Genomic DNA, 24,728 nt, shown 5'->3' with positions numbered 1-24,728 from the left:
CGCGATCCCAGTGGTGGGGACTCACTGGGTGGGAAGCATGCTCAGCGCGATCCCGTCGAGGATGTCGTGCTCACTGGTGTGCGAGACCTGCAGGTGGGCGCGGTCCTGGAGGCGACGCAGGATACGGGCCCAGATCAGGGCCCCCGCCCCGATGACATCGATGCGACCGGGGTGGATGGCGGGGAGCGAAGCGCGATCCTCCCGAGGCATGGCGAGCAGTCGCTCGCACAGCTCCACGGTCTCATCGATCCCCAGCATCGCACCGTGGGTCACCTCGGGGCTGTACTCGGTGACCCCGAGGGCGAGGGCGGTGAGGGTGGTGACGGTGCCGGCCACGCCCACCAGCACGGCGGTCCGCTCCAGCGGCACCTGCTGCTGGGCCCGGTCCAGCAGGGCGTCGATTTCGGCGGTAGCCGCGGCGATCTGGGCCGGCGTCGGCGGGTCGGAGTCCAGGTGGCGCTCGGTCATCCGCACCGATCCCATGTCCAGGCTGATCCGGTGGGTCGGGGCGTCGGTGCCCAGCACCAGTTCGGTGGAGCCGCCGCCGATGTCCACCACCAGGCGCGGGCCCGCCGGCAGGTCGCGCAGGGTGGTCACGGCGCCGCGGTAGGAGAGCTCGGCCTCCTCGTCGCCGCTGATGACCTCGGGCTCCACCCCGAGGATCTCGCGGATGCCGGCGATGAACAGCTCCCGGTTGCTCGCATCCCGGGTGGCGGAGGTAGCGGTGAAGCGCAGGCGCTCCGCGCCGTGGTGCTCGATCAGGCGGGCGTAGCGGCGGGCCGCGTCCAGGGTGCGGTCCACGGCGGCCGGGTCGAAGCGGCCTGTGCGATCCACGCCCTGTCCCAGGCGCACGATCTCCATGTGCCGCTCGAGATCCGTCAGGCCACCACCAGGAGCAGGGCGGGCGATCAGCAGGCGGATGGAGTTGGTGCCGCAGTCGATGGCCGCGACGGGTGCGTCCTGGTTCATCGGCCCTCCCCTGCCGGGGTGAGGTCGTCCTGCGCGGCGGGCTCCTCGCAACGACACACCAGCTCCGGCCAGGCTCCGTCGATGCTCGCCAGCACCTCCTCGGCGATGGGGTTCACCCCGGGTCCTTCGGCGAGGGCCTGGCCGGCCAGGGCGTGCAGGCACTTCACGCGCTCGGGCATGCCACCGGCGCTGGTGCCGCTGATCTCCGGGACCTCCCCCAGCTCGGCGCGCCGAGCGAGGTAGCGCTCGTGGGCGTCCTGGTAGGCGGCGGCCAGTTCCGGCTCCTGCCCCAGACGGGCGGTCAGCGCGGCCATGGTGCCGGTGGCCTCGATGCGGGAGACCTCCAGCACCAGCCACGGCAGCGTCAGGTAGAGCGAGGTGGGGAACGGGGTGCCGTCCTCCAGGCGGGGCGCGGTGCGGACCACGGCGGGGCGTCCGCAGGAGCAGCGACGAGCGATGGAGATCACCCCGCGCATATCGCGGCCCAGCTGCTCGCGCATCACCGCGAAGTCGGCCGCGTCGGCGGGGGTCTCGTGAGGAAGAGGGGGCAGCGGGGGAAGAGCAGTGGTGGTCACTCGGCGTTGTCCTCGTCGGTGGGGTCGGGGATGTCCTCGGCGGTCGGGCGGCTGGAGCCCTCGACGCTCTCCCAGAGGGTCGAGAACCACTCGCCCTCGGTGGCCTCGACGGCAGCCTGTTCGGCCTCGGTCAGCGGCACCTCGCGGCCGGAGGTATCGGTGAGGCGGTACTGGGTCTCCCCCGGCATCGCGAACAGGAGGCGCTCACGGGCCTGGGCGGCCACATAGGCCGGATCCTCCCAACGGGCCACCTGGTCCTGAAGCTCATCGACCTGCTGCTGCTTCTGCCCGACCTCGGCCTGGAGCTCGGACAGCTGCTGGCGCTGGGTGACATAGGAGTTCACGGTGGGCAGCAGTGCGGCCAGGGCGATCACGATCAGGGAGACCAGCACCAGTGTGCGACGGGTGATGGTGAGGCCGGCGCCGTCCTTCGGGGGGTGCTGCGTGGCCGTGCTGCGCGGCCGCGATGCCTTCGCCGGCCCGCGCCCACGTGAGGCCGAGCCCGCACGCGGGCTGGATGGGGCGCGTGAGCCGGGCGCCTGGCGGGAGGTCGAGGGCTTGCGGGGGGCGGAGGTCGTCGGGCCGCGCCGCCCCGAGGACGACGCGACCGGGCGCCTCGCTGATCGCGGGGCGCCCGGTCGTCTCGATGTCATGCCCGAAGGCTACAACCTCAGGCGGTGAAGCGAGGGAATGCCGCGGCCCCCGCGTACTTCCCGGCGCTGCCGAGATCCTCCTCGATGCGCATCAGCTGGTTGTACTTGTTGACGCGCTCGCCGCGGGCGGGGGCGCCCGACTTGATCTGGCCGCAGTTGGTGGCGACGGCGAGGTCGGCGATGATCGTGTCCTCGGTCTCACCGGAGCGGTGGGACATCATGCAGCGGAAGCCGCTGCGGTGGGCGAGGTCCACCGCGTCGAAGGTCTCGGTGAGCGAGCCGATCTGGTTGACCTTCACCAGCAGCGCGTTGGCGGACTTCTCGGCGATGCCGCGCGCAAGGCGCTCCGGGTTGGTGACGAACAGGTCATCGCCCACCAGCTGCACCTTCTCGCCGAGGCGCTCGGTCATGGCCTTCCAGCCCTCCCAGTCGTCCTCGTCCAGCGGGTCCTCGATGGAGACCAGCGGGTAGGCGTCCACCAGCTCGGCGTAGTACTCGATCATCTCGGTGGCGGACTTCTTCTCGCCCTCGAAGGTGTAGGAACCGTCCTCGAAGAACTCCGAGGCGGCCACGTCCAGGGCCAGTGCCACGTCGGTGCCGGCCTTGTAGCCGGCCTTGCCGATGGCCTCGACGATCAGGTCCAGGGCCTCGCGGTTGGAGCCGAGGTTGGGGGCGAAGCCGCCCTCGTCGCCCAGGCCGGTGGCCAGGCCACGGTCCTTGAGCACGGCCTTCAGTGCGTGGTACACCTCGGCGCCCATGCGCACGGACTCCTTGAAGGACTCCGCGCCGATCGGGGCGATCATGAACTCCTGGATGTCCACGTTGGAGTCCGCGTGGGAGCCGCCGTTGAGGATGTTCATCATCGGCACGGGCAGGAGGTACGCATTGCCGCCCCCCAGGTAGCGATACAGCTCGAGGTCAGCGGACTCGGCGGCTGCCTTGGCGACGGCCAAGGAGACACCCAGGATGGCGTTGGCGCCCAGGGTGCCCTTGTTCTTGGAGCCGTCCAGCTCGATCATCGTGGCATCGAGAGCGCGCTGCTCCTGGGCATTGAGATCGACGACCTTGGGGCCGATCTCCTCGATGACGGCGTCGACGGCCTGCTGCACACCCTTGCCCAGGTAGCGGCCCTTGTCGCCGTCACGGCGCTCGACGGCTTCGAAGGCGCCGGTGGAGGCACCGGAGGGGACCTCCGCGCGGGCGAAGGTGCCATCGTCGAGCAGGACCTCGACCTCGACGGTGGGGTTGCCGCGGGAGTCCAGGATCTCGCGGGCGTGGACGGCATCGATGAAAGCTGCCATGTGCTGTTCCTTCCAAAGGGTGAGGATCGGTCACGGCCGGTCGACGCTGACCGTCCACCCACCAGTCTAGGTGCAGTCCCCCGGGACGTCCGAGGGTTCGGATTCCTGCGGGGTGGCGCCCGGCGTGGTGCGCATGCGGGCCAGCAGGGCACGCAGGGCGCTCTCGGGGTCCACGTCACGCGATTCCGCGGCCACCACCAGGTCCAGCAGGGCGCGGCCCACGTCCGCTCCCCTGTCCGCACCGGTGATCCCACCGGGAGCGGGATCAGGGGCACCCTCGGACGCGGCCGCGTCCTCCGCGGTCATCGCCGTCGAGGCATCGTCGGCCGATTCCAGCAGTTCGTCCAGGCGCCCGGCAGAGCGCGCACGGTGCACGGCCTTGGCCGCGGCCTGCAGCGAGGGCAGGCCCGCCGGGATGCCGTCGAACCAGCCCTTGTCCACCGTGCCGGCGGCTTCGCGCTCGGCAGCCTTGACGGCATGCCACTGGGCGATGATCTCCTCGACGTCGTCGCGGTCCCGCAGTGCCCCCTCGCGGTCCTCGCCGAAGATGTGGGGGTTGCGCCGCTCCATCTTGGCGACGAACGAGCGGGCCACGTCGTCCACGTCCCAGGCCGGCTCCTGCTCCTGTCCGATCCGGGCGTGGAACAGGATCTGGAACAGCAGGTCGCCCAGCTCGTCCACCAGGGCGGTGGGGCCGTGCTCCTGGGGCGCGTCGATCACCTCGAGCACCTCGTGGGACTCCTCCAGCAGGTATCGCGCCAGGGAGGCGTGGGTCTGCCGATGGGTCCAGGCGTCGCCATCCGGTGCCCGCAGGGCCTCCATCACCTCGACGGCGCGCAGCAGGGCACTGCCGCGCGGCGCGGGATCGGGCAGGGCGGACGGGGCGGGCTGGTCTGCGGTCACGACGCCGAGGCTACCGAGGAGGGCACCAGCGTGCCCAGCACCTCACGCGCCCAGTCCAGCAGCTCGTGGTCGCGCAGCTCCGTGCCGCCGAAGCGGGCCGTGGTGGGCCTGGGCACCAGCACCTGGCGGGTGGCCGGCTTCAGCAGGGTGCCGGGGTACAGGCGCTTCATCCGCATCGCGGCGGAGTCGGGGACCTCCAGGTGCGCGAAGCGGATCATCTTGCCCTGGGCCTGGACCTCCTCCACACCGGCGGCGCGGGCGTCGATCCGGAAGCGGGCCACGTCCAGCAGCACCTGCACCGGGGCCGGCGGTTCGCCGTAGCGGTCGGTGAGCTCGGCACGGACCTGCTCGATCTCCGCCACCTCCCGCACGGCCGACAGCTTGGAGTAGGCCTCCAGGCGCAGCCGCTCGGAGCCGATGTAGTCGTGCGGGATGTGGGCGTCCAGCGGGAGCTCCACCCGGATCTCCTTCTCGGGGGTGCCGCCCTCGCCTCGGAAGGCCGCCACGGCCTCCCCCACCATCCGCACGTACAGGTCGAAGCCCACCCCGGCGATGTGACCGGACTGCTCGCCGCCCAGCAGGTTGCCGGCGCCACGGATCTCCAGGTCCTTCATCGCCACCTGCATACCGGCACCGAGGTCGGTGTTGGTGGCCAGGGTGGTCAAACGGTCGTGGGCCAGCTCAGTCAGCGGCTTGGAGCCGTCGTAGAGGAAGTAGGAGTAGGCCCGTTCGGAGGAGCGGCCCACGCGACCGCGCAGCTGGTGCAGCTGACTGAGCCCGAACTTGTCGGCGTTCTCCACGATCAGGGTGTTGGCGTTGGCGATGTCCAGGCCGGTCTCGACGATGGTGGTGCACACCAGCACGTCGAACTCCTTCTCCCAGAAGTCGATGATCACGCTCTCCAGCTGGTGCTCGTTCATCTTGCCGTGGGCCACCTGGACCCGGGCGTCCGGCACCAGTTCGCGCAGGTGCTGGGCCACCTTGTCGATGTCCTCGACCCGGTTGTGGATGTAGAACACCTGGCCATCGCGCAGCAGCTCGCGGCGGATGGCGGCGGTGACCTGCTTGTCGTCCTGCACGCCCACGTAGGTCAGGACGGGGTGGCGCTCCTCCGGCGGGGTGGCCAGGATCGACATCTCTCGGATCCCGGTGACGGCCATCTCCAGGGTGCGCGGGATGGGGGTGGCGCTCATGGCCAGCACGTCCACGTTGGTGCGCAGGGCCTTGAGGGTCTCCTTGTGCTCCACGCCGAAGCGCTGCTCCTCGTCCACGATCAGCAGCCCCAGGTCCTTGAACCGCACCTGGCCGGTGAGCAGGCGGTGGGTGCCGATCACGACGTCCACGGTGCCGTCGGCGATGCCCTCGATGGTGGCCTGCGAATCGGCCGGGGACTGGAAGCGGGACAGGCCCCGCACGGTCACCGGGAAGCCGGTGTAGCGCTCGGTGAAGGTGTCCAGATGCTGCTGCGCCAGCAGCGTGGTGGGAGCCAGCACCGCCACCTGCTTGCCGTCCTGGACGGCCTTGAAGGCGGCGCGCACGGCGATCTCGGTCTTCCCGTAGCCCACGTCGCCCAGGATCAGGCGGTCCATCGGGACCGGCTTCTCCATGTCGGCCTTGACATCGTCGATGGTGACGAGCTGGTCGGGGGTCTCCACGAACTCGAAGGCGTCCTCCAGCTCACGCTGCCAGGGGGTGTCGGGAGCGAAGGCGTGACCGGGGGCGGACTGCCGGGCGGAGTACAGGCGCACCAGCTCGTCGGCGATCTCGCGGATCGCCTTGCGGGCACGGGACTTGGTCTTGGCCCAGTCCGCACCGCCCATGCGGTTGATCGACGGCTCCTCACCGCCGACGTACTTGGTGACCTGGTCCAGCTGGTCGCTGGGAACGTACAGCCGGTCCCCGGGCTGACCCTTCTTGGAGGCGGCGTACTCGATCACCAGGTACTCGCGGGTGGTGCGCTTGGCGCCGGTGCCCACGGTGCGGCTGGTCATCTCCACGAAGCGGCCCACGCCGTGGTGGGCGTGGACCACGTGGTCACCGGGGCGCAGCTGCAGGGGGTCCACCACGTTGCGGCGCCGCGAGGGCATCTTGCGCTCCTCGCCGCGACGGGCACCGGACTTGCCGGTGAGGTCCCGCTCGGAGGCGAGGATAATCCGCGCCTGCTCGTCCACGAGCCCTTGGGGGAAGGGGCCCACGGTGACCACGGCCTCGCCGGGGGCGACGGGGCCGTTCAGGTGGTCGGCGAACACGGCGGGCATGCCTTCGGCGCGCAGGTTCTCCGTGGCGTGGCGGGCACCGCCGGGGCCCATCATGGTGGCGATCACCGACCAGCCGTCCTTGCGGCGGGCCTCGAGGTCCTTGGCGGCGTCCCCGGGCTTGCCGGAGTAGCCGGGATGGGTGGTGGAGGCAGTGGTGACATCCACGTCGGTGTCCAGGCCGAAGGCGGCTAGGGTGAACCAGGGGCGCCCGCCCTCGGTGGCGTGCTCGACGGCCTCGTTCAGCGTCACGAAGCTGGCATCGCCCACGTCGATCGGCAGGCCGCCGCCCGCGGCGGCGCTGGACCATGCCGCAGCCAGGAACTCCTCGGTGGTGGAGACCAGTTCGTTGGCGCGGCTGCGCACCTTCTCCGGTTCCAGCACCAGGAAGCGGGCGCCGGCGGGCAGCGCATCGGCCACCTGCTCCATCTCCTCGACCAGCACCGGGCTGAGGGACTCCATGCCCTCGGCGGCGATGCCGGCGGCGATGCGCTGGAGGATCTCGCGGGCCCCGGGCAGCTGCTCGGCCATGGCACGGGCCCGCTCGCGCACCTCGGGGGTCAGCAGGATCTCCCGGCAGGGTGGGGCGTCCAGGCCGTGGGGCACGGTGTCCAGGGAGCGCTGATCGGCCACCGAGAAGTAGCGCACCTCGTCGATCTCGTCGCCGAAGAGGTCCACCCGCACGGGGTGCGGCTCGGTGGGCGGGAACACGTCCAGGATGCCGCCGCGCACGGCGAACTCGCCGCGCTTCTCCACCATGTCCACGCGTACGTAGGCGGCGTCGACCAGCGCACGCACCAGATCGTCCAGGGGGAACTCCTCCCCCACCTTCGCCCGCACCGGCACCAGGTCGCCCAGGCCCTTCGCGATGGGCTGCAGCAGGGTGCGCACCGGCATCAGCAGCACGTGCACGGGCTGCTCGGCCTCAGGGTGCGCGATGCGGCGCAGGGTCGCCAGGCGTCGGGCCACGGTGTCGGCCCGCGGGGAGAGCTTCTCGTGCGGGAGAGTCTCCCAGGCGGGCAGCTCGGCCAGATGCTCGGTGCCCACCAGGGCACTCATCGCCGCCCGGATGTCCTCCGCTGAGCGGGTGGTGGGGGTGATGACCACCAGCGGGTGCTCGGCATCCGCGTGGCGGGCCAGCTCCGCCACCGCGAAGGGGAACAGGCCCGTTGCGGCGACGATGCTGCCGCCCTCCCCGCTGGCGGAGCCCTCCTGGACCAGGGAGCGGATGGCGGTGAGGTCGGGGCCGGAGGCAAGCCGCTCGAGCAGCGGCGCGAGCGGCGCGGCGGCGCGCGTCGTGGATGCTTCGGTGCTGGTCATCGGGTCTCCCGGGAGTGGAATCGCTGCTGGGCGGCGGTGAGGCCTTCGAGGACCACGGCCTCCACGGCATCGGCCGCGTCGACGATCATCATCTCCAGGCTCTTCCGCTCGGTGCTGGTGAACGGTGCGAGCACGTGGTCCGCGGTGTCGCGGTTGCCGGGTGGGCGGCCCACCCCCACCCGCACCCGCAGGTAGTCCTTGGTGCCCAGGGCCTTGGTGATGTCGCGCAGACCGTTGTGACCGCCCTCGCCGCCGCCGCGCTTGAGGCGGATGGTGTCGAAGGGGATGTCCACCTCGTCGTGCACCACCACGACCCGCTCGGGCGGCACGTCGTAGTAGGCGGCCAGTGCCGCGACGGGGCCGCCGGAGACGTTCATGTAGGTGGTGGTCTTGGCCAGCACCACGCGCTCATCGGCTCCGGGGATTCCCAGGCGCCCTTCGAGCACCACGGCCTGCGCACGGCGGGCCGCACCGAAATTGCCCCCGGCGGTCTCGGCGATGTGGTCCAGCACCATCTGGCCCACGTTGTGCCGGGTGGCGGCGTACTTCGCTCCCGGGTTGCCCAGGCCCACCACGAGGTGGGTGCCGGTGAGGCGGTCGGCCGAGTTCATGCACAGCTCCTTGGCGGCAGGCGGGAGGTGGTGCGGGGCGGGGTGCTCTGGCGGAGGTGGACACAGAGGTGCCCCGTCGTGGCAGGAGTGCCCCGGCAACGGTACCGGGGCGCCGCGCTCGCGCGCGACGCCCCGGCCGGGTGTGTGAGGAACCGAGCGTGGACCCGGTACGGGTCACTCCTGATCGGAGGACTCCTCGGAGTTCTCGCCCTCGGAGTCCTCGGACTGCTCGCCCTCGGCACCCTCGGTGCCCTCAGCGTCCTCGTCCTCGGTGTCCTCCTCCTCGACGCGCGGGATGGTCACGGCGACGACGAGCAGCTCGGCATCGGTGACCAGCTCGGAGCCCTCGGGCAGGGTAATGTCGCCGGCGAAGAGCTGGAAGCCCTCCTCCTTCTCCTCGACGTCGACCTCGATCTGCTCGGGCACGTGCAGGGCGTCCGCGGAGAGGGTCAGGGTCTGGGCATCGACCACGGCGATGGCCGGGGCGGTGGGCTCACCCACGAGCACCACAGGGATGTCCACCTCGACCTTCTCGCCCTTGCGCACGATGATCAGGTCCAGGTGGGTGATGTTGCGCTTGAGCGGGTGGCGCTGGATGTCCTTGATCAGGGCCAGCTCGCTGCGGCCGTCGGCCAGGGACAGCTCGAGCAGCGCGTTGGTGTTACGGGCGATCAGGGCGGTCTCGTGGCCGGGCAGGACCACGTGACGGACTTCCTCGCCGTGACCGTACAGGACGGCGGGGATCTTGTTCTCGCGGCGGATGCGGCGCGCGGCGCCCTTGCCGAACTCCTCGCGCAGTTCGACGTTCAGCTTCTCAGCCATGGATACTCCTTGTGGTGGTGGTTCTCAGCAGCGAGAGGCGCGAGGGCGCAGGGCCACAGACCCGAGCATCCGCACCGCGTCGATCACGGAGCGGGCAGGTGCCCGCTCCCTCGCCGAAGTACCCGCACACCATATCCCGTCCGGGTCCCGCGTGACAGGCAGGCGTCGGATGCGGCCCTGCGATCTTGCTCACCGGGGACGGCGGCCCACCGGGACGACGGGAGCGGTGGAGCCGGGTGGCTCCACCGCTTCCGGTGGTGACGGCGCGCTGCCGTCGGTGCTCAGGTGATCAGGTGATCAGGTGATCAGGTGATCAGGTGATCAGTGGATCACTTCTTGCGCGACAGGATGTGGTCCAGGGAGTAGCGGCCGGGGCCGGTCAGGAACAGGACGATGCCGGGCACGAAGTAGTACAGGGACGACTCGAAGGCGATGCCGCCGTGCTCGCCGATCCAGCCACCGGGGATGTTGAACAGGACGATGATGAACAGGAACATGAGCGCCATCAGGAAGGCGCAGATGCGGGTCATCAGGCCGACAGCGAGACCGAAGCCCAGCAGCAGCTGACCGGCAACGACCATGAAGCCGAACAGGGCGGGGGCGATGCTGCCCACGGGCGCCTCCGACATCATGCCCACGAAGCCCGAGTAGCCGGTGGCCTTGGCGTACCCGTGGAAGAAGAGCAGGAGCATGAACAGGCGAAGGACCAGCAGACCGGCGTCGACCAGCTCGGGCTTGTTCATGAAGTCCAGGGTGAGGAACCGGACCAGCGGATTGCGGGAGCCGGCAGGGGTGGTGTCGGTGCGGTCGGCGGCGACGGTGGAGGTAGACATCGTCGTCTTCGTCCTTGCTGTGGGGAGTTAAACGGGGAGTCGGGAAGGATCTCTTCCTGACACCGTGAAGTCTTCCATCCGAGATTTTGTCAGGGAGGGACAAACGTCCGTCCCCGAGTCTTTTCTCGAATGTGATCCATTGCACCCCGATTCGCTCAGGCACGAGCAGACAGCACACCCACTGTCCGCACATTCGCTGTCGCCAGCTGTCCGGGCCCGCAGCAAGAACGCCCAGCGCGCACCTCGGCCCCGTCGGGGAACCGCGATGCGCACCGGGCGCTGGAGGAACGCAGTGAGGACCCGCCAGGCGGACGGGTCTCAGACCTCGCCGTCGAACAGGCTGGTGACGGAGCCGTCGTCGAACACCGCACGGATCGCGCGGGCGATCAGCGGGGCGATCGACAGCTGGGTGAGGCGGTCGAACTGCTTCTCCTCCGGGATCGGCAGGGTGTTGGTGCACACCACCTCGCGCACCGAGCTGTCCTGCAGGCGCTGGGTGGCGGGCTCGGAGAGGATGCCGTGGGTGGTGGCGATGACCACCGAGTCGGCACCGTTGTTCATCAGGGCATCCGCCGCCTGCACGATGGTGCCGCCGGTGTCGACCATGTCGTCCACCAGGATGCAGGTCTTGCCGGCCACCTCACCGATCACGCGCTTGGCCACGGCCTGGTTGGGCCGGTTGATGTCGCGGGACTTGTGGATGAACGCCAGGCCCACGCCGCCCAGCTTCTTGGCCCACTGCTCCGCCACGCGGATGCGGCCGGCATCCGGGGAGACCACCACCACGTCCTCCTGGCCGTACTTGCCGGAGACGTAGTCGGCGAGGATGGGCAGGGCCATCAGATGGTCCACGGGCTGCTTGAAGTAGCCCTGGACCTGCGGGGCGTGCAGGTCCACCGAGATCATGCGGTCGATGCCGGCGGTCTCGTACAGGTCCGCCACCAGGCGCGCCGAGATGGGCTCACGGCCACGGTGCTTCTTGTCCTGCCGGGCGTAGGGGAAGCTCGGCGCGATCGCGGTGATGCGCTTGGCGGAGGCCCGCTTCAGCGCATCGATCATGATCAGGTGCTCCATCAGCCAGGTGTTGATGGGCGCGGGGTGGGACTGCAGCACGAAGGCGTCGGTGCCGCGCACGGACTCGCCGTAGCGCACGTAGATCTCGCCGTTGGCGAAGTCCCAGGCATCCATCGGGAGCACCTCGACCCCGAGCTCCTCGGAGACCTGCTGGGCAAGCTCCGGGTGGGCGCGACCGCTGGCGAGCACCAGTCGCTTCTCCCCCGTGGTGACGATTCCGCTCATCGCTGCTGATGCTCCTTGTTGTCGTCGGCGTCCGGTCCCGCAGTGGGCGTCGCTCCGTTCTCGGGCCGGCCCTCGAGCGCGGCACGTGCCGCATCCTCGGCCGCCGTCCCGGCGCGCCGCCTCAGGGTCCATCCTTCCACGTTCCGCTGCCCCACTGCGTTCACCGCCAGCGCGCCGGGCGGGACGTCCTTGCGCACCACGGTGCCGGCACCGGTGGCAGCGCCGTCGCCGATGGTCACCGGGGCCACCAGCACGCTGTCCGAGCCCACGCGCACATGCTTGCCGATGGTGGTGCGGTGCTTGTTCTGCCCGTCGTAGTTGGCGAAGATCGTGGCGGCGCCGATGTTGGTGCCCTCCCCGATCTCGGCATCGCCCACGTAGCTCAGGTGCGGCACCTTGGCACCGTCACCGATCTGGGCGTTCTTGGTCTCGACGAAACCGCCGATCTTGCCGCCGCGCCCCAGCGAGGTGCCCGGGCGCAGGTAGGTGAAGGGCCCCACGGTGGCCTCCTCGCCGATCACGGCCAGCACGGAGTGGGTGCGCACCACCTCGGCACGGGCCCCCACTTCGGTGTCGCGCAGGGTGCAGTCCGGGCCGATCACGGCGTCCTCGCCGATGTCGGTGGCCCCGTGCAGCTGCACGCCGGGCAGGATCGTGGCGTCGGTGCCGATCGAGACATCGGCATCGATCCAGGTGGTGGCGGGATCCACGATCGTGACGCCGGCGCGCATGTGCCGCTCCAGGATGCGTCGGTTCATCTCGGCACCCAACTGGGCCAGCTGCACCCGGTCATTGGCGCCCTCGACCATCATGGCGTCATCGGTGACCAGGGCGCGCACGGTGCGGCCGTCGGAACGGGCGATGCCCAGCACGTCGGTCAGGTACATCTCGCCCTGGGCGTTGTCGGTGCCGATCCGCCCCAGGGCATCGCGCAGCACCTCCAGGTCGAAGGCGTAGATGCCGGAGTTGATCTCGTCGATCGCGCGCTGGTCCTCGGTGGCGTCCTTCTCCTCGACGATGCCGAGGACCTCGCTGCCGTCCTGGCTGCGCAGGATGCGGCCGTAGCCGGTGGGGTCCGCGACGCGGGCGCTGAGCACGGTGGCCGCGGCGCCGGCCTGCTCGTGGACGACCACCAGTTCGCGCAGGGTCTCCGCCTCCAGCAGCGGCACGTCCCCGTACGTGACCAGCACGGTGCCGGAGGTGGCGCTCACCTTCTCCAGGCCGCACTGCACGGCACGGCCGGTGCCGGGGATCTCGTCCTGGTCGGCGACGGTCACCTCGGAGGCGTGCTCGGTCAGGTGCTGGATCAGCTTCTCGCGCTCGTGCCGCACCACCACCACGAGGTCCGCGGGGCCGGTGCCCTCGGCGGCGGTGATGGCGTGGCCCAGCAGGGACCGGCCCCCGATCGGGTGCAGCACCTTGGGGGTGCGGGACTTCATGCGGGTCCCGGCACCGGCGGCCAGGACGATGACGGCGGCGGGTGCGACTGCTGCGGATGCGGGCGTTTCCACGTCGGCGGCTCCTCGGTTCGACAGCGGATGTCAGGCCAGCGCGCTGCCGGTGAGCACCGACGCTGGTCGTTCCGCCATCAGGACTCGAACCTGAAACTTCAGAACCAAAATCTGAGGTGTTGCCGATTACACCATGGCGGATCCGCGCCCACGCGGCCGTGGCGGGAGGTTCCGTCATCGGCCCGGACGCGCCCTTGATCCTATCCGTGGGAGACTCCCCGCATGTCCCAGAAGGATGCGCCCCGGGTGCGCGCTGCCCGGATGACCGGCCGCGAGAGGCGCGAACAGCTGGTCGCCGTGGGGCGCCGACTGTTCGCCGAGAAGGGCTACGACGCCACCAGCGTCGAGGAGATCGCCGCCCGCGCCAAGGTGTCCAAGCCGATCGTGTACGAGCACTTCGGCGGCAAGGAGGGGCTGTACGCGGTGGTGGTGGACCGCGAGGTCTCCACCCTGCTCGCGGCGCTCGAGGCCTCGCTGCAGGACCAGCGCACCCACCCCCGGCTGCTGATGGAGCAGGCGGCGATGGCGTTCCTCTCCTACATCGACGAGCACGAGGACGGCTTCCGGATCCTGGTGCGCGACTCCCCCGTGACCCAGGCCGGCGGCACCTTCTCCGCCCTGCTCACCGATGTGGCGAGGCGCACCGAGCACATCCTGGTGGCCCAGTTCCGCCTGCGCTCCTACCCCACGCGCGACGCCCCGCTGTACGCCCAGATGCTGGTGGGGATGGTCGCCTACACCGGGCAGTGGTGGCTGGAGACCCGCAGCCCCGCCAAGGAAGTGGTGGCCGCGCGGATGGTGAACCTCTCGTGGCACGGCCTGGGCGCGCTGGAGAAGAAGCCGGAGCTGAGCGGTCGCCCCATCGGGTGAGGATGCGGATCTGCCCGCGCCTCTAGACTCGCACCATGACTCCCCCGCCCCGTCCCACCTCCGGTCCCGGTCGCGACGAGGTGGATCGCATCATCGCGGGCTGGCACCGGGCACGCACCGACCTCGACACCGCGCCCCTGGCGGTGTTCTCCCGCATCTCCCGTCTGTCCCGGCACCTGGAGAGTGCACGCCGCGAGGCCTTCTCCGGTGCGGGGCTGGAGGGTTGGGAGTTCGACATGCTCTCCGCACTTCGCCGCAGCGGGGAGGATGCTCTCTCCCCCGGCGCCCTCGCACAGCAGACCCTGGTCACCAGCGGCACCATGACCACCCGGCTGGACAAGCTGACCGCCCGCGGGCTGGTCAGCCGCAGCCGCAGCCCGCACGACGGTCGCGCGGTCGAGGTGCGGCTGCTGGCCGAGGGCATCACCCGGGTGGACGCCGCCATGGAGAGGCTGCTCGAGGCAGAGGAGGCCCTGCTCGAGCCTCTGGCCGAGGCCGACCGTGAAGCGCTCGCCTCGATGCTGCGCACCCTCGCGCTGGGCTTCGAACCCGTGAGCTCCGACGACGCCTGACCGGTCCCGGCTCCCGTGCCCCACGGGAACGGACGTGCACCCCAGAACCACCACCCGCTCTGAACGAAGGAACCTCCTGCATGGCCCACCTGCTCGGCGCCCAAGCCCTCCATGTCGCACTGCCGGACCGAGTGCTGCTGGACTCCATCACCCTCGGCATCGACGAGGGAGACCGGATCGGTGTGGTGGGCCGCAACGGTGACGGCAAGTCCACCCTGCTGCGCCTGCTGGCCCGCCAGACCGAGCCCCACTCCGGCCGCGTCACCGTGCGCGGCGGGGTGCGGGTGGGCGTGCTGGACCAGCGCGACGAGGCCACCGCCGGCGCCACCGTGCGCGAGCGGGTGGTGGGAGACCGCCCCGATCATGAATGGGCCTCGGACCCGCGGATCCGCGACGTGATGGGCGGACTGCTGGGCGGGATCGACCTGGAGGACCAGCTGGACTCCCTCTCCGGTGGTCAGCTGCGCCGCGTGCACCTGGCCGAGCTGCTGGTGGGCGACTGGGACGTGCTGCTGCTGGACGAGCCCACCAACCACCTGGACGTCGAGGGCATCGCCTGGCTGGCGCAGCACCTGCGATCCCGGTGGAGCCGCGGCTCCGGGGGCCTGGTGGTCATCACCCACGACCGCTGGTTCCTGGACGAGGTGTGCACCCGCATGTGGGAGGTGCACGACGGGGTGGTGGACCCCTTCGAGGGCGGATACGCCGCCTACGTGCTGCAACGGGTGGAGCGGGACCGGCAGGCCGCCGCGATCGAGTCCAAGCGGCAGAACCTGATGCGCAAGGAACTGGCGTGGCTGCGCCGCGGCGCCCCGGCCCGCACCTCCAAGCCGAAGTTCCGGATCGACGCCGCCAACGAGCTGATCGCCGGGGAGCCCCCCGTGCGCGACACCGTGGAGCTGACCCGCCTGGCCACCACCCGCCTGGGCCGGGACGTGCTGGACCTGCTGGACGTGGACGCCGGGTACGACGGCACCCCGGTGATCCAGGACGTGACCCTGCACATCGGTCCCGCCGACCGCATCGGTGTACTGGGCCCCAACGGTGCCGGCAAGTCCACCCTGCTGGCCCTGATCACCGGCGACCTGGCACCGATGGCGGGGCACGTCAAGCGCGGCAAGACGGTCACCGTGCGCCAGGTGTCCCAGCGCATGGCGGGCCTGGAGGAGCTGGGCGACCAGCGGATCAGCGACGTGGTGGGCCGGTACCGCACCAGCTACCGGGCCGGGAAGGACGAGGTGAGCCCCGGGCAGCTGCTGGAGCGCCTGGGTTTCACTGCCGCCCACCAGAAGGTGCAGGTCAACGAGCTCTCCGGCGGTCAGCAGCGACGCCTGGACCTGCTGCTGACCCTGCTGGAGGAGCCCAATGTGCTGGTGCTGGACGAGCCCACCAACGACATGGACACCGACATGCTGGCGGCAATGGAGGACCTGCTGGACACCTGGTCGGGTCCGCTGATCGTGGTCTCCCATGACCGGTACCTGCTCGAGCGTGTCACCGACTCCCAGTACGCGGTCCTCGACGGCCATGTGCGCCACCTGCCCGGTGGCGTGGAGCAGTACCTGCAGGTGCGGGCCGAGGCGGAGCAGTCCTCTGTGGGCGCGGCCGGTTCCGGTGCGCGATCCACAGCATCGGGTTCCGGCAGTGGCACCGACGATGCGGGCGGGGCCGGTGGAGCATCCGGCCTCAGTGGAGCCGAGCGACGCAGCGCCGAGAAGGAGATGGGTGCGCTGGAGCGGAAGGTCCAGAAGCTGCGCAAGGACGCCGACAAGGCGCGTCATGCCATGGCCGAGGTGGATCCTGCGGACTACCAGGAGTTGTCGCGGCGCATGGAGAAGGTCAGGGCCGCTGAGGCGGAGGCCGACGAGCTAGAGGAGCGCTGGCTGGAGCTGTCCATGGAACTGGACGGCTGAGCTGCTGTACAGCTGAGCGAGCTGGACGGCCGAGCAGCTGGAGAACCGGGTCTCTCAGGCGGCCTCGATGATCCTCGCGCCGTGCGGGGTGCTGGGTGCGACCACGCAGTCCAGGTCGCCGAGGTCCGCACGGAGGCGCTCGCTCACCTGATGCCCGTGCTCGTCATCGTGAACCAGCGCGGCGAGAGTGGGGCCGGAACCGGAGACGATCGCCGCCAGCGCTCCCCGTTCCCGCAGTGCGTCCAGCAGGTCCTGCAGGTCCGGGCGCTGGTGCACCGCCGCATGGTGGAGCTCGTTGGCCAGGGTGCCGGCTATCGCTTCCACATCGCCGGCGGCGAGGGCTCTCAGCTGCTCGTGGTCGGGCTGCGGAGTGACCGGTGGCGGCGCCGAGGAGCTGGCCGCCAGCTCGTCGAACACCCGGAACACCTCGGGGGTGGAGAGGTGACCACCGGGGGCGCACAGCAGCCAGGTGAGCGTCGCTGGCGCGGGGGCCGGGGTGAGCTGGTCGCCGTTGCCGGTGCCCAGCGCCGTTCCCCCGAGCACTGCGAAGGGCACGTCGGCGCCGAGCCGTGATCCCAGCAGCATGAGCTCCTGGGGGGACAGACCCGTCTGCCACAGGTGGTTCAGGGCCACCAGCGCGGCGGCGGCGTCGGCCGAGCCGCCTCCCATGCCACCGGCGATCGGCACCTGCTTGGTGATGTGCAGGTGCGCGCCGTGCTGGGTACCGGTCTCGCTGCGCAGCAGCTCGGCGGCGCGCAGGGCGAGGTTGGTGGAGTCCACCGGGACGTGTCCGCGCACACGGGAGTCGATCGTGAGGGCCAGGGAGCCCGGCTGCTCGGGCAGTCGGGCCTCGACGGTCTCCAGCAGGTCCACTGCCTGGAACACCGTGGCCAGCGCATGGTAGCCGCGATGGTCGGCACCGCCAACGCGCAGGGACAGGTTGATCTTGCCGGGCGCGGTGGCCACCACCCGGTGCGGGGCGGGGGTCATCGATCCTCCCCCGTAAAGCTCGTCCGGTCGGCAGCCGTGTCGGCGGCACCCGAGTCGTCGGCAGCCGAGCCGTCGACCGTGGGGCGGGCGCGGGCGATGGACAGGAACTCGGCGACCTCGAGGGTCTCCCCTCGCCTGCCGGGGTCGATGCCGGCGGCCTCGAGGATCCGGCCTGCTTGGGGGGCGCTGCCGGCCCAGGTGGCCAGCGCCGCGCGGAGGGTCTTGCGCCTCTGGGCGAAGGCGGCGTCGATCACGGCGAAGGTCTGCTCGCGCTCCGCCTCCGTGCCGATCGGCTCGGCATGACGCGTCACCTCCACCAGGGCGGAGTCGACGTTCGGGACCGGCCAGAACACCTGGCGGGAGATGGTGCCGGCCTTCTGGGCGGTCCCGTACCAGGAGGTCTTCACACTGGGTGCGCCGTAGGTGCGGGAACCAGGGCCCGCGGCCAGGCGGTCCACCACCTCGGACTGCACCATCACCAGGGCGGAGCGCAGGGAGTCGAAGCGCTGCAGGTGGGTGAGCAGGATGGGGGTGGCCACGTTGTAGGGCAGGTTCGCCACCAGACGCGTGGGCAGGCGGCCCGCCTGTCCCTCACCGGGCAGGACAGGGAGTTCGGTGACCTGGAGGGCGTCGGCGTGCACCAGCGTCCAGCGGTCCTCGGCCACGCCGCGAACCGCCAGGGTGGCCGGCAGCAGCTCGGCCAGCCCCCGGTCGATCTCGATCGCGGCCACGTCCGCCCCCGCCTCCAGCAGGCCCAGGGTCAGCGACCCCAGGCCCGGTCCCACCTCGAGCACGGCCTCGCCCGGCTGGATCCCGGCGCGCTCGACGATGGTGCGCACCGTGTTGGGATCCACCACGAAGTTCTGCCCGCGCTGCTTGGAGGGATGGATGCCCGCGAAGGAGGCCAGCTCGCGCACGTCGCGCGGGGTCAGCAGCAGACCGTCGGCGGCAGGGTCGATGCCCTTCATGCTACGGGCCATCCGTACACCTCACGCGTGGTCTCCCCCACCCGCCGGCAGGCCTCATCCAGGTCCACCCCGGCAGATTCGGCGATCTGCGCCATCGTCAGCGGGACCAGGTACGAGGAGTTGGGGCGGCCCCGGTACGGCACCGGGGTGAGGAACGGGGCGTCGGTCTCCACCATCACGCGGTCGATGCCCACCTCGGCCAGGGCACCGCGCAGGTTCTCGGCGTTCTTGAAGGTGACGTTCCCGGCGAAGGAGAGGTAGAAGCCGCGGTCCACGCACGCGCGGGCGAACTCGGCGTCCCCGGAGAAGCAGTGCAGCACGGTGCGATCGGGGGCGCCATCGGCATCGAGCACCTCGAGCACGTCGCGGTGGGCCTCGCGGTCGTGGATCTGCATCGGCAGCCCGGTCTCCTTGGCCAGCGCGATGTGGGCGCGGAACGCCTCGAACTGGGCGTCGCGGGCCTGCTCGTCCTTGCGGGAGGTGCGGAACCAGTCCAGGCCCGTCTCCCCCACGGTGACCATGCCGTCGGTGCGGATCAGCTGGGAGATCTCGGCGATCGCCTCGTCCAGCGGGATCATGGGCTCACCGTCGTGGCCGTGACTGCGGGCATGCAGGGCCGCCTCGTTGGGGTGCACGGCGACACCGCCGCGCAGCGCGGCGGGTCGAGCGGGGTCAGCCATCAGACGGGCGGTCCAGCGGGCGGCCTCCATGTCGGAGCCGATGGTGATCACCCCGTCGATCCCCACCTGGGCGGCGCGCTCCACGTGACCGGTGACGGTGAGCTCCTCGTCGCCGTCGGCGAAGTCGAGGTGGCAATGGTTGTCGATCACCGGCAGCGGCAGTGGTCCGGGGGCGGGCGGCCAAGAACGGTCGCGCGAGCTGGGGCGAGGATCGAGTTCCTCGCGTCGGCGCACGGGTGTCGGAGAGGCATCGGGCATGGGCCCCATCGTAGGTTCCGGTGGCGCCTCAGATACCCGTTCCTGTGTCCTCGGGTAGGCTCACATCGTCGATCACCCGTACGCGGTGGCGGAGGTCACCTGCCTCCCCGGTGCGGGAATGCCCACTCCTGTGGCAGAATGATCGGCTGTTGCGTGTCCCTCTGCGCGCCTGCTCGGCTGATCGCTGCGGCGGGCCGTTCTCGCGGGGGACACCGACAGCAGACCATCCTCCGGACCGTCAAGGAGCGTCCCATGGCAGTGCCCAAGTTCAAGATGTCCCGGGCTCGCACCCGGTCCCGCCGTGCGAACTGGAAGGCGTCCAACGCCGACCTGCAGCAGGTCACCGTCCGCGGTCGCACCACTGCGGTGCCGCGTCGTCTGGCCAAGGCCTACCAGCGCGGTCTCCTGCAGATCGACGACTGATCTGGTCGACGACCGATCACAGGGCGCGGGACTGATCCCCGCCACTGACCTCACCACAAGAGCCCCGGCCTCGGCCGGGGCTCTTGTGCGTCTGCCCGGGCCCGGACACTCCCCTGCCCTCACCCCCCCCACCAGCCCTCAGCCCCACCTACCCTCAACCCACCCCGAAGTTTGGGCGCAGAACCGCCGATATGGCCCTCGGGAGGTGGTCAGCTCACGCTGGGCGCCCAAAAGTGGGGGTGTCCTGGAGCAGGGTCGAGGGGTCCCGAGCTCAGCGCCGCGCAGCGAGCGCGAGGTCGTACAGCTCTCGAGCCGTGACACCCTGGCTGCCGCGGGCCACGGCCTTCGCAGCGTCCTTCAGCCGCTCCCCTGACGCAGCGCGCTCCAGCACCTCATCCAGCAGGTCCTCGGCGCTGGCAGAGCGTGGCTGCGCACCGGCCACCACGATCACGATCTCCCCCAGCACCTCGGTGTTCGCCGCCCAGTCGGCCAGCTCCGCCAACGTGCCGCGCAGCACCTCCTCGTGGGTCTTGGTGAGCTCACGCGCCACGGCTGCCTGCCGGTCCTTCCCGAACGCCTCCCGCATGGCGGTCAGGGTGGCGGCGGTGCGGCGGGGCGACTCGAAGAAGATCAGCGTGCGGGCCTCGTCGGCCAGGGGCTCGAAGACGGAGGCGCGCTTGCCGTCGCGCCGCGGCGGGAACCCCTCGAAGCTGAAACGGCCCGGTGCGATCCCGGAAGCCGCCAGTGCAGTCAGCACAGCGGACGGGCCGGGGATCACCGTGGTCCCGTAGCCGGCGTCGGTCGCGGCGCGCACGGCCCGGAACCCGGGATCGGAGACCACCGGCATCCCCGCATCGGTGACGATCAGCACGCGCTGCCCTGCCTCGAGGGCCTCCAGCAGTCGGGGGGTGCGCTCGGCCTCATTGTGCTCGTGGTAGGAGAGCACAGTGGCGGTGATCGTCACCTCGAGGTCCGCCGCGAGGCGCGCCAGGCGCCGGGTGTCCTCCGCGGCGATCAGATCGGCCTGCTCCAGGGCCCGCACCAGGCGCACGGAGGCGTCCAGCGGGTTCCCGATGGGAGTGGCGGCAAGGGTGAGGACACCGGGGGCGAGCATGGCCGCCATCGTAGCCACGCTGTCGGTGGGGCCATGCGGAGACATCCTGGGCGGCGCCGCTGGATGACCTAGCATGACCGGGTGCACACCCAGGAGCGGGCGCGGCCACGTTCCGTCGCCGAGGTCGAGGACGAGGCCGTTCTCGACTCCCACCGCTCCCGGCTGAAGGTGATGGACCTCCCCTTCTCGAGGCCGGCGTGGGCCGGCGCCCTGGCGGTGTTCGCACTGGCGCTGGTGCTGCGGCTGTGGGGCCTGGGGTCGATCACGGAGCTGATCTTCGACGAGACCTACTACGTCAAGGACGGCTATGCCCTCACCCAGGAGGGCGTGGAGATGGCCTGGCCCGACGAGCACGACGCGGTCTTCGAGCGCGGCGAGGTGGACACCTACGAGGACCGCGGCGCCTACGTGGTCCATCCCAGCGCCGGCAAGTGGGTGATCGGCGCCGGGATGATGCTGCTCGGGGCCGACAACCCCTGGGGCTGGCGGATCTCGGTGGCCGTGCTGGGCTCGCTCAGCGTGCTGATGACGGCCCGTATCGGCCGCCGCCTGTTCCGCTCCACCACGGTGGGGCTGATCGCCGGCCTGCTGCTGGCCGTGGACGGGATGCACCTGGTGCACTCCCGCACCAGCCTGCTGGACCTGGTGCTGATGTTCTTCGCACTGGCCGCCTTCGGCGCGCTGCTGATCGACCGCGACCACTTCCGGGAGGGCCTGGCCCTGCACACGGCACGCCTGCACCTGGCCGCGGTCACCCCGCAGCCCACGGGCAGCGCCACCGGTTCCCGAGCAATCCCTCACCCGGGCACCACGTATCGGGCGGGGCTGCGGCCGTGGCGACTGGTGGCCGGGGTGATGCTGGGGCTGGCCTGCTCGGTGAAGTGGTCCGGGATCTACTTTCTGGCGGTGTTCGGCATCATGACGGTGCTGTGGGACTGGTGGGCCCGCCGCACCGCCGGCCAGCGCAGCTGGGCGTGGGTGGGTCTGGTGCGCGATGCGATCCCTGCGTTCTTCGCGATGGTGGGCACCGCCGTGGTGGTGTACGTGGCCTCCTGGGCCGGCTGGTTCGCCGGGGACAAGGGCTACTACCGCCACTGGGCGAGCGAGGAGGGCCACGGCACCGGTTTCGGTCCGCTGGACGCGTTGGCGTCACTGTGGCACTACCACCGGCAGGCCTACGACTTCCACATCGGACTGGACTCCGAGCACCCCTACATGGCCGATCCCTGGGGGTGGACGCTGATGCTGCGGCCCACCAACTTCTACTACCGCGGCTACGAGTACGGCGAGCAGGGCTGCGAGGTGGCGAACTGCTCCTCCCACATCCTGTCGGTGGGGAACCCGCTGATCTGGTGGCTGGGCACGCTCGCGCTGCTGATCACGGTGATGCTAGCGATCCGGTTCCGCGACGGCCGCGCCTGGGCGGCCCTGGCGGGCATCGCCGCCGGGTACCTGCCGTGGATGCTGTACGCCGACCGCACCATCTTCACCTTCTACGCCGTGGTGTTCGAACCGTGGCTGGTGCTGTGCCTGGCGTACGTGCTGGGCCTGGTGATCGGCAAGCGTGACGCAGATCCCGACAGACGCCTGGCCGGGGGCCTGTTCGCAGGCAGTCTGCTCACCCTCATCGTGCTGGTCTCGGCATTCTTCTGGCCGATCTGGACCGGACAGGTGATCGACACCGAGCAATGGCAGTGGCGCATGTGGCTGCCCGGCTGGACCTGAGCAGAGGTTCCTCCCGGGGGCGTTACGATTGTCGGCATGGCTCTGGACACCACCGCCCTGCGCGAACTTGCCCGTGACCTCGGCATCGGCACCGACTACTGGGGGTTCGACGGCACCCAGAAGAACGTCGCCGACGACACCCTGCGCAAGGTGGTCGCCGCCCTCGGCCACCGGGTCGAGACCGATGAGGACCTCGCCGCGGTGCGGGCCGAGCGGGAGCGCGCCCCGTGGCGCCGCACCCTGCCGCCGGTGACCGTGCTGCGGGAGGACCACGAGTCCAGCATCCCCGTGCACGTGGACCACGGCACCGGCGTGTCGGTGCACCTGCGCCTGGAGAGCGGGGCCCGCTGGGACCTGCACCAGATCGACGACTTCACCCCGCCGTTCGACCTGGACGGCACCCTGCGCGGCCGCGCCCGCTTCCACCTTCCTTCCGGCCTGCCGCTGGGCTGGCACCGCGTGGTCGCCGAGACCTCCGCCGGGATCGAGGAGGCCGACGTGGTGGTCACCCCGGCCCGCCTGCGGGTGCACGAGCAGCTCGGATCGCGCCGCGCCTACGGCCTGCAGGCCCAGCTGTACTCGGTGCGCTCGGACCGCTCCTGGGGCATCGGCGACCTCGGTGACATGCGGGACCTCGCCGCGATCAGCGGAGCCCGCCACGGTGCGGACTTCCTGCTGGTGAACCCGCTGCACGCCTCCTACCCCACCGCCCCGGTGGAGCCCTCCCCCTACCTGCCGGTGACGCGCCGCTTCATGAGCCCGCTGTATCTGCGCATCGAGGACGTCCCGGAGATGCGGGACCTGCCGCCCTTCGCCCGCCAGCGCATCGCCCTGCTCAGGAGCGAGGTCGCGCCGTGGAACGAGCGCACCGACCGCCTCGAGCGCGATGAGGTGTTCACCGCCAAGATGAAGGCGCTGGAGGAGCTGTACGCGGTTCCTCGCACCGCCGGCCGCCAGGCCCTGTTCGACGCCTACCGCCTGCGGGAGGGACAGGGGCTCGAGGACTTCGCCACCTGGTCGGCCATCGCCGAGAAGCTGCGCGGCACACAGGACGCGGTGCTGAAGGACCTGGATGACCGCACGGTGGAGCAGGCCCGCATCGAGCTGGCCGACCGGATCGAGTTCCACGCCTGGGTGCAGTGGCTGCTGGACGAGCAGCAGTCGGCCGCGCAGGCCGCGGCCCTCGATGCCGGTATGCGGATCGGGGTGATGCACGATCTTGCCGTGGGTGTGGAGCAGGTGGGCGCCGACTCGTGGCGGTTGCGGCACGCCCTGGCCACGGGCGTGGGAGTGGGTGCACCGGCTGACCAGTACAACCAGCAGGGCCAGAACTGGGACCAGCCGCCGTGGCACCCCGAGGGCCTGCGCGACGTCGCCTACCGCCCCTGGCGGGACATGCTGCGCTCGCTGATGCGGCACGCCGGTGCGCTGCGCATCGACCATGTGCTGGGCCTGTTCCGCCTGTGGTGGATCCCCGAGGGCAACATCGCCGCCGACGGCGCCTACGTGTTCTACGACCACGACGCCATGGTGGGCATCCTGGCGCTGGAGGCCCACCGCTCGAACACCCTGGTGGTGGGGGAGGACCTGGGCACCTTCGAGCCGTGGGTGCGCGACTACCTCAGTGACCGCGGGATCCTGGGCACCTCGATCCTGTGGTTCGAGTACGACCACGATGGCAAGCCCCTGCCTCCGGAGCACTACCGGGAGCTGTGCATGGCCTCGGTCAACACCCATGACCTGCCGCCCACGGCCGGGTACCTGGCCGGTGACCACGTGACGCTGCGCCACCAGCTGGGCCTGCTGGAGCGGGACCTCGCCGAGGAGCAGGCCACCGATGCCGCCGGCCGCGAGGAGGTGCTGGATGTGCTGCGTGCCGAGGGCCTGCTGGCCGCGGGTGCGGACATCGAGGACACCGTGATCGCCCTGCACCGCCACCTGGCGCGCACGCCCTCGCTGCTGCTGGTGGTGTCCCTGGTGGACTGCGTGGGCGAGCGTCGGATCCAGAACCAGCCGGGCACCGACGAGGAATACCCGAACTGGCGGATCCCGCTGGCCGATGACCAGGAGCAGCCCGTCACCATCGACGATCTGGCCACCGATCCGCGCACCGCACGCCTGCTGACCGCCGTGCGCGAGGCCCTGGCCGGGAGCTGATCAGGC

The 24,728-nt window shown here is 70.8% G+C and carries 21 protein-coding genes and 1 tRNA gene; 6 read left to right on the top strand and 16 right to left on the bottom strand.

What is annotated here, in order from left to right; translation table 11 throughout:
* Window positions 1-21: 21 nt before the first annotated feature.
* From JOD52_RS06005 to JOD52_RS05950, 12 genes are all read right to left on the bottom strand, one after another.
* Window positions 22-969, bottom strand: a complete 948-nt coding sequence (locus JOD52_RS06005) for a Ppx/GppA phosphatase family protein (RefSeq protein WP_204409079.1) — start codon at window positions 967-969, stop codon at window positions 22-24.
* Window positions 966-1,544, bottom strand: coding sequence for a DUF501 domain-containing protein (locus JOD52_RS06000; protein ID WP_017823826.1), 579 nt, complete (start codon window positions 1,542-1,544; stop codon window positions 966-968). Before JOD52_RS06000 ends, JOD52_RS06005 begins: the two co-directional genes overlap by 4 nt.
* Window positions 1,541-2,197 carry an FtsB family cell division protein gene (locus tag JOD52_RS16965; RefSeq protein WP_239551808.1) on the bottom strand — a complete coding sequence of 219 codons (657 nt, stop codon included), beginning with the start codon at window positions 2,195-2,197 and terminating at the stop codon, window positions 1,541-1,543. The genes JOD52_RS06000 and JOD52_RS16965 overlap by 4 nt, the downstream gene beginning before the upstream one ends.
* A 17-nt stretch (window positions 2,198-2,214) precedes the next feature.
* Window positions 2,215-3,498, bottom strand: a complete 1,284-nt coding sequence (gene eno / locus JOD52_RS05990; RefSeq protein WP_017823829.1) for a phosphopyruvate hydratase — start codon at window positions 3,496-3,498, stop codon at window positions 2,215-2,217.
* 66 nt (window positions 3,499-3,564) lie between these two features.
* The gene (locus JOD52_RS05985; RefSeq protein WP_017823830.1) at window positions 3,565-4,401 is read right to left on the bottom strand and encodes a MazG nucleotide pyrophosphohydrolase domain-containing protein; all 837 of its coding nucleotides are present in this window, start codon (window positions 4,399-4,401) and stop codon (window positions 3,565-3,567) included.
* Window positions 4,398-7,976, bottom strand: a complete 3,579-nt coding sequence (mfd, locus tag JOD52_RS05980; protein WP_204409078.1) for a transcription-repair coupling factor — start codon at window positions 7,974-7,976, stop codon at window positions 4,398-4,400. The genes JOD52_RS05985 and mfd overlap by 4 nt, the downstream gene beginning before the upstream one ends.
* Window positions 7,973-8,587 (bottom strand): aminoacyl-tRNA hydrolase, encoded by a 615-nt coding sequence (gene pth / locus JOD52_RS05975; RefSeq protein WP_204409077.1) that lies wholly within the window; start codon window positions 8,585-8,587, stop codon window positions 7,973-7,975. Before pth ends, mfd begins: the two co-directional genes overlap by 4 nt.
* A 174-nt stretch (window positions 8,588-8,761) precedes the next feature.
* Window positions 8,762-9,409: a 50S ribosomal protein L25/general stress protein Ctc gene (locus tag JOD52_RS05970; RefSeq protein WP_204409076.1), complete on the bottom strand. Its 648-nt coding sequence runs from the start codon at window positions 9,407-9,409 to the stop codon at window positions 8,762-8,764.
* A gap of 329 nt (window positions 9,410-9,738) precedes the next feature.
* The gene (locus JOD52_RS05965) at window positions 9,739-10,242 is read right to left on the bottom strand and encodes a DoxX family protein (protein WP_204409075.1); all 504 of its coding nucleotides are present in this window, start codon (window positions 10,240-10,242) and stop codon (window positions 9,739-9,741) included.
* A 318-nt stretch (window positions 10,243-10,560) separates the two neighbouring features.
* The gene (locus tag JOD52_RS05960; RefSeq protein ID WP_204409074.1) at window positions 10,561-11,541 is read right to left on the bottom strand and encodes a ribose-phosphate diphosphokinase; all 981 of its coding nucleotides are present in this window, start codon (window positions 11,539-11,541) and stop codon (window positions 10,561-10,563) included.
* Window positions 11,538-13,052 (bottom strand): bifunctional UDP-N-acetylglucosamine diphosphorylase/glucosamine-1-phosphate N-acetyltransferase GlmU, encoded by a 1,515-nt coding sequence (gene glmU, locus JOD52_RS05955; protein ID WP_204409073.1) that lies wholly within the window; start codon window positions 13,050-13,052, stop codon window positions 11,538-11,540. The genes JOD52_RS05960 and glmU overlap by 4 nt, the downstream gene beginning before the upstream one ends.
* Window positions 13,053-13,121: 69 nt before the next feature.
* A tRNA-Gln gene (locus JOD52_RS05950) sits at window positions 13,122-13,193 on the bottom strand.
* Window positions 13,194-13,274: 81 nt separating this feature from the next.
* Between JOD52_RS05950 and JOD52_RS05945 the strand changes: the two genes are divergently transcribed.
* The 3 genes from JOD52_RS05945 (at window position 13,275) to JOD52_RS05935 (ending at window position 16,407) form a co-directional block, all read left to right on the top strand.
* Complete coding sequence (locus tag JOD52_RS05945; RefSeq protein ID WP_031307184.1) at window positions 13,275-13,922, top strand: TetR/AcrR family transcriptional regulator; 648 nt, start codon at window positions 13,275-13,277, stop codon at window positions 13,920-13,922.
* A 35-nt stretch (window positions 13,923-13,957) separates the two neighbouring features.
* Window positions 13,958-14,494: a MarR family winged helix-turn-helix transcriptional regulator gene (locus tag JOD52_RS05940; RefSeq protein ID WP_204409072.1), complete on the top strand. Its 537-nt coding sequence runs from the start codon at window positions 13,958-13,960 to the stop codon at window positions 14,492-14,494.
* Window positions 14,495-14,574: 80 nt separating this feature from the next.
* Complete coding sequence (locus JOD52_RS05935; RefSeq protein WP_204409071.1) at window positions 14,575-16,407, top strand: ABC-F family ATP-binding cassette domain-containing protein; 1,833 nt, start codon at window positions 14,575-14,577, stop codon at window positions 16,405-16,407.
* A 54-nt stretch (window positions 16,408-16,461) separates the two neighbouring features.
* On the opposite strand, the gene JOD52_RS05930 is transcribed toward JOD52_RS05935, so the two are convergent.
* The 3 genes from JOD52_RS05930 to JOD52_RS05920 are packed head-to-tail and all read right to left on the bottom strand — an operon-like array spanning window position 16,462 to window position 19,303.
* The gene (locus JOD52_RS05930) at window positions 16,462-17,397 is read right to left on the bottom strand and encodes a 4-(cytidine 5'-diphospho)-2-C-methyl-D-erythritol kinase (RefSeq protein WP_204409070.1); all 936 of its coding nucleotides are present in this window, start codon (window positions 17,395-17,397) and stop codon (window positions 16,462-16,464) included.
* Window positions 17,394-18,377 carry a 16S rRNA (adenine(1518)-N(6)/adenine(1519)-N(6))-dimethyltransferase RsmA gene (gene rsmA / locus JOD52_RS05925; protein WP_204409069.1) on the bottom strand — a complete coding sequence of 328 codons (984 nt, stop codon included), beginning with the start codon at window positions 18,375-18,377 and terminating at the stop codon, window positions 17,394-17,396. The genes JOD52_RS05930 and rsmA overlap by 4 nt, the downstream gene beginning before the upstream one ends.
* A complete protein-coding gene (locus JOD52_RS05920; RefSeq protein ID WP_204409068.1) occupies window positions 18,362-19,303 on the bottom strand; it encodes a TatD family hydrolase in 942 nt (313 codons plus the stop codon). The genes rsmA and JOD52_RS05920 overlap by 16 nt, the downstream gene beginning before the upstream one ends.
* 252 nt (window positions 19,304-19,555) lie before the next feature.
* Between JOD52_RS05920 and rpmF the strand changes: the two genes are divergently transcribed.
* The gene (gene rpmF / locus JOD52_RS05915; RefSeq protein WP_017823843.1) at window positions 19,556-19,726 is read left to right on the top strand and encodes a 50S ribosomal protein L32; all 171 of its coding nucleotides are present in this window, start codon (window positions 19,556-19,558) and stop codon (window positions 19,724-19,726) included.
* Window positions 19,727-19,997: 271 nt separating this feature from the next.
* On the opposite strand, the gene rsmI is transcribed toward rpmF, so the two are convergent.
* Window positions 19,998-20,849: a 16S rRNA (cytidine(1402)-2'-O)-methyltransferase gene (rsmI, locus tag JOD52_RS05910; protein WP_204409067.1), complete on the bottom strand. Its 852-nt coding sequence runs from the start codon at window positions 20,847-20,849 to the stop codon at window positions 19,998-20,000.
* Between the two features lie 72 nt (window positions 20,850-20,921).
* Between rsmI and JOD52_RS05905 the strand changes: the two genes are divergently transcribed.
* Together JOD52_RS05905 and malQ are read left to right on the top strand one after the other, a co-directional pair.
* A complete protein-coding gene (locus JOD52_RS05905) occupies window positions 20,922-22,565 on the top strand; it encodes a phospholipid carrier-dependent glycosyltransferase (protein WP_204409066.1) in 1,644 nt (547 codons plus the stop codon).
* 36 nt (window positions 22,566-22,601) lie between these two features.
* Window positions 22,602-24,722: a 4-alpha-glucanotransferase gene (gene malQ / locus JOD52_RS05900; RefSeq protein WP_204409065.1), complete on the top strand. Its 2,121-nt coding sequence runs from the start codon at window positions 22,602-22,604 to the stop codon at window positions 24,720-24,722.
* Window positions 24,723-24,728: the final 6 nt, after the last annotated feature.

Origin of the sequence: Brachybacterium muris, assembly GCF_016907455.1 — a bacterium.
Lineage (GTDB): Bacteria > Actinomycetota > Actinomycetes > Actinomycetales > Dermabacteraceae > Brachybacterium > Brachybacterium muris.
The sequence above is the reverse complement of the archived record's forward strand: the minus strand, read 5'-3'. Positions and strand labels throughout refer to the sequence as shown.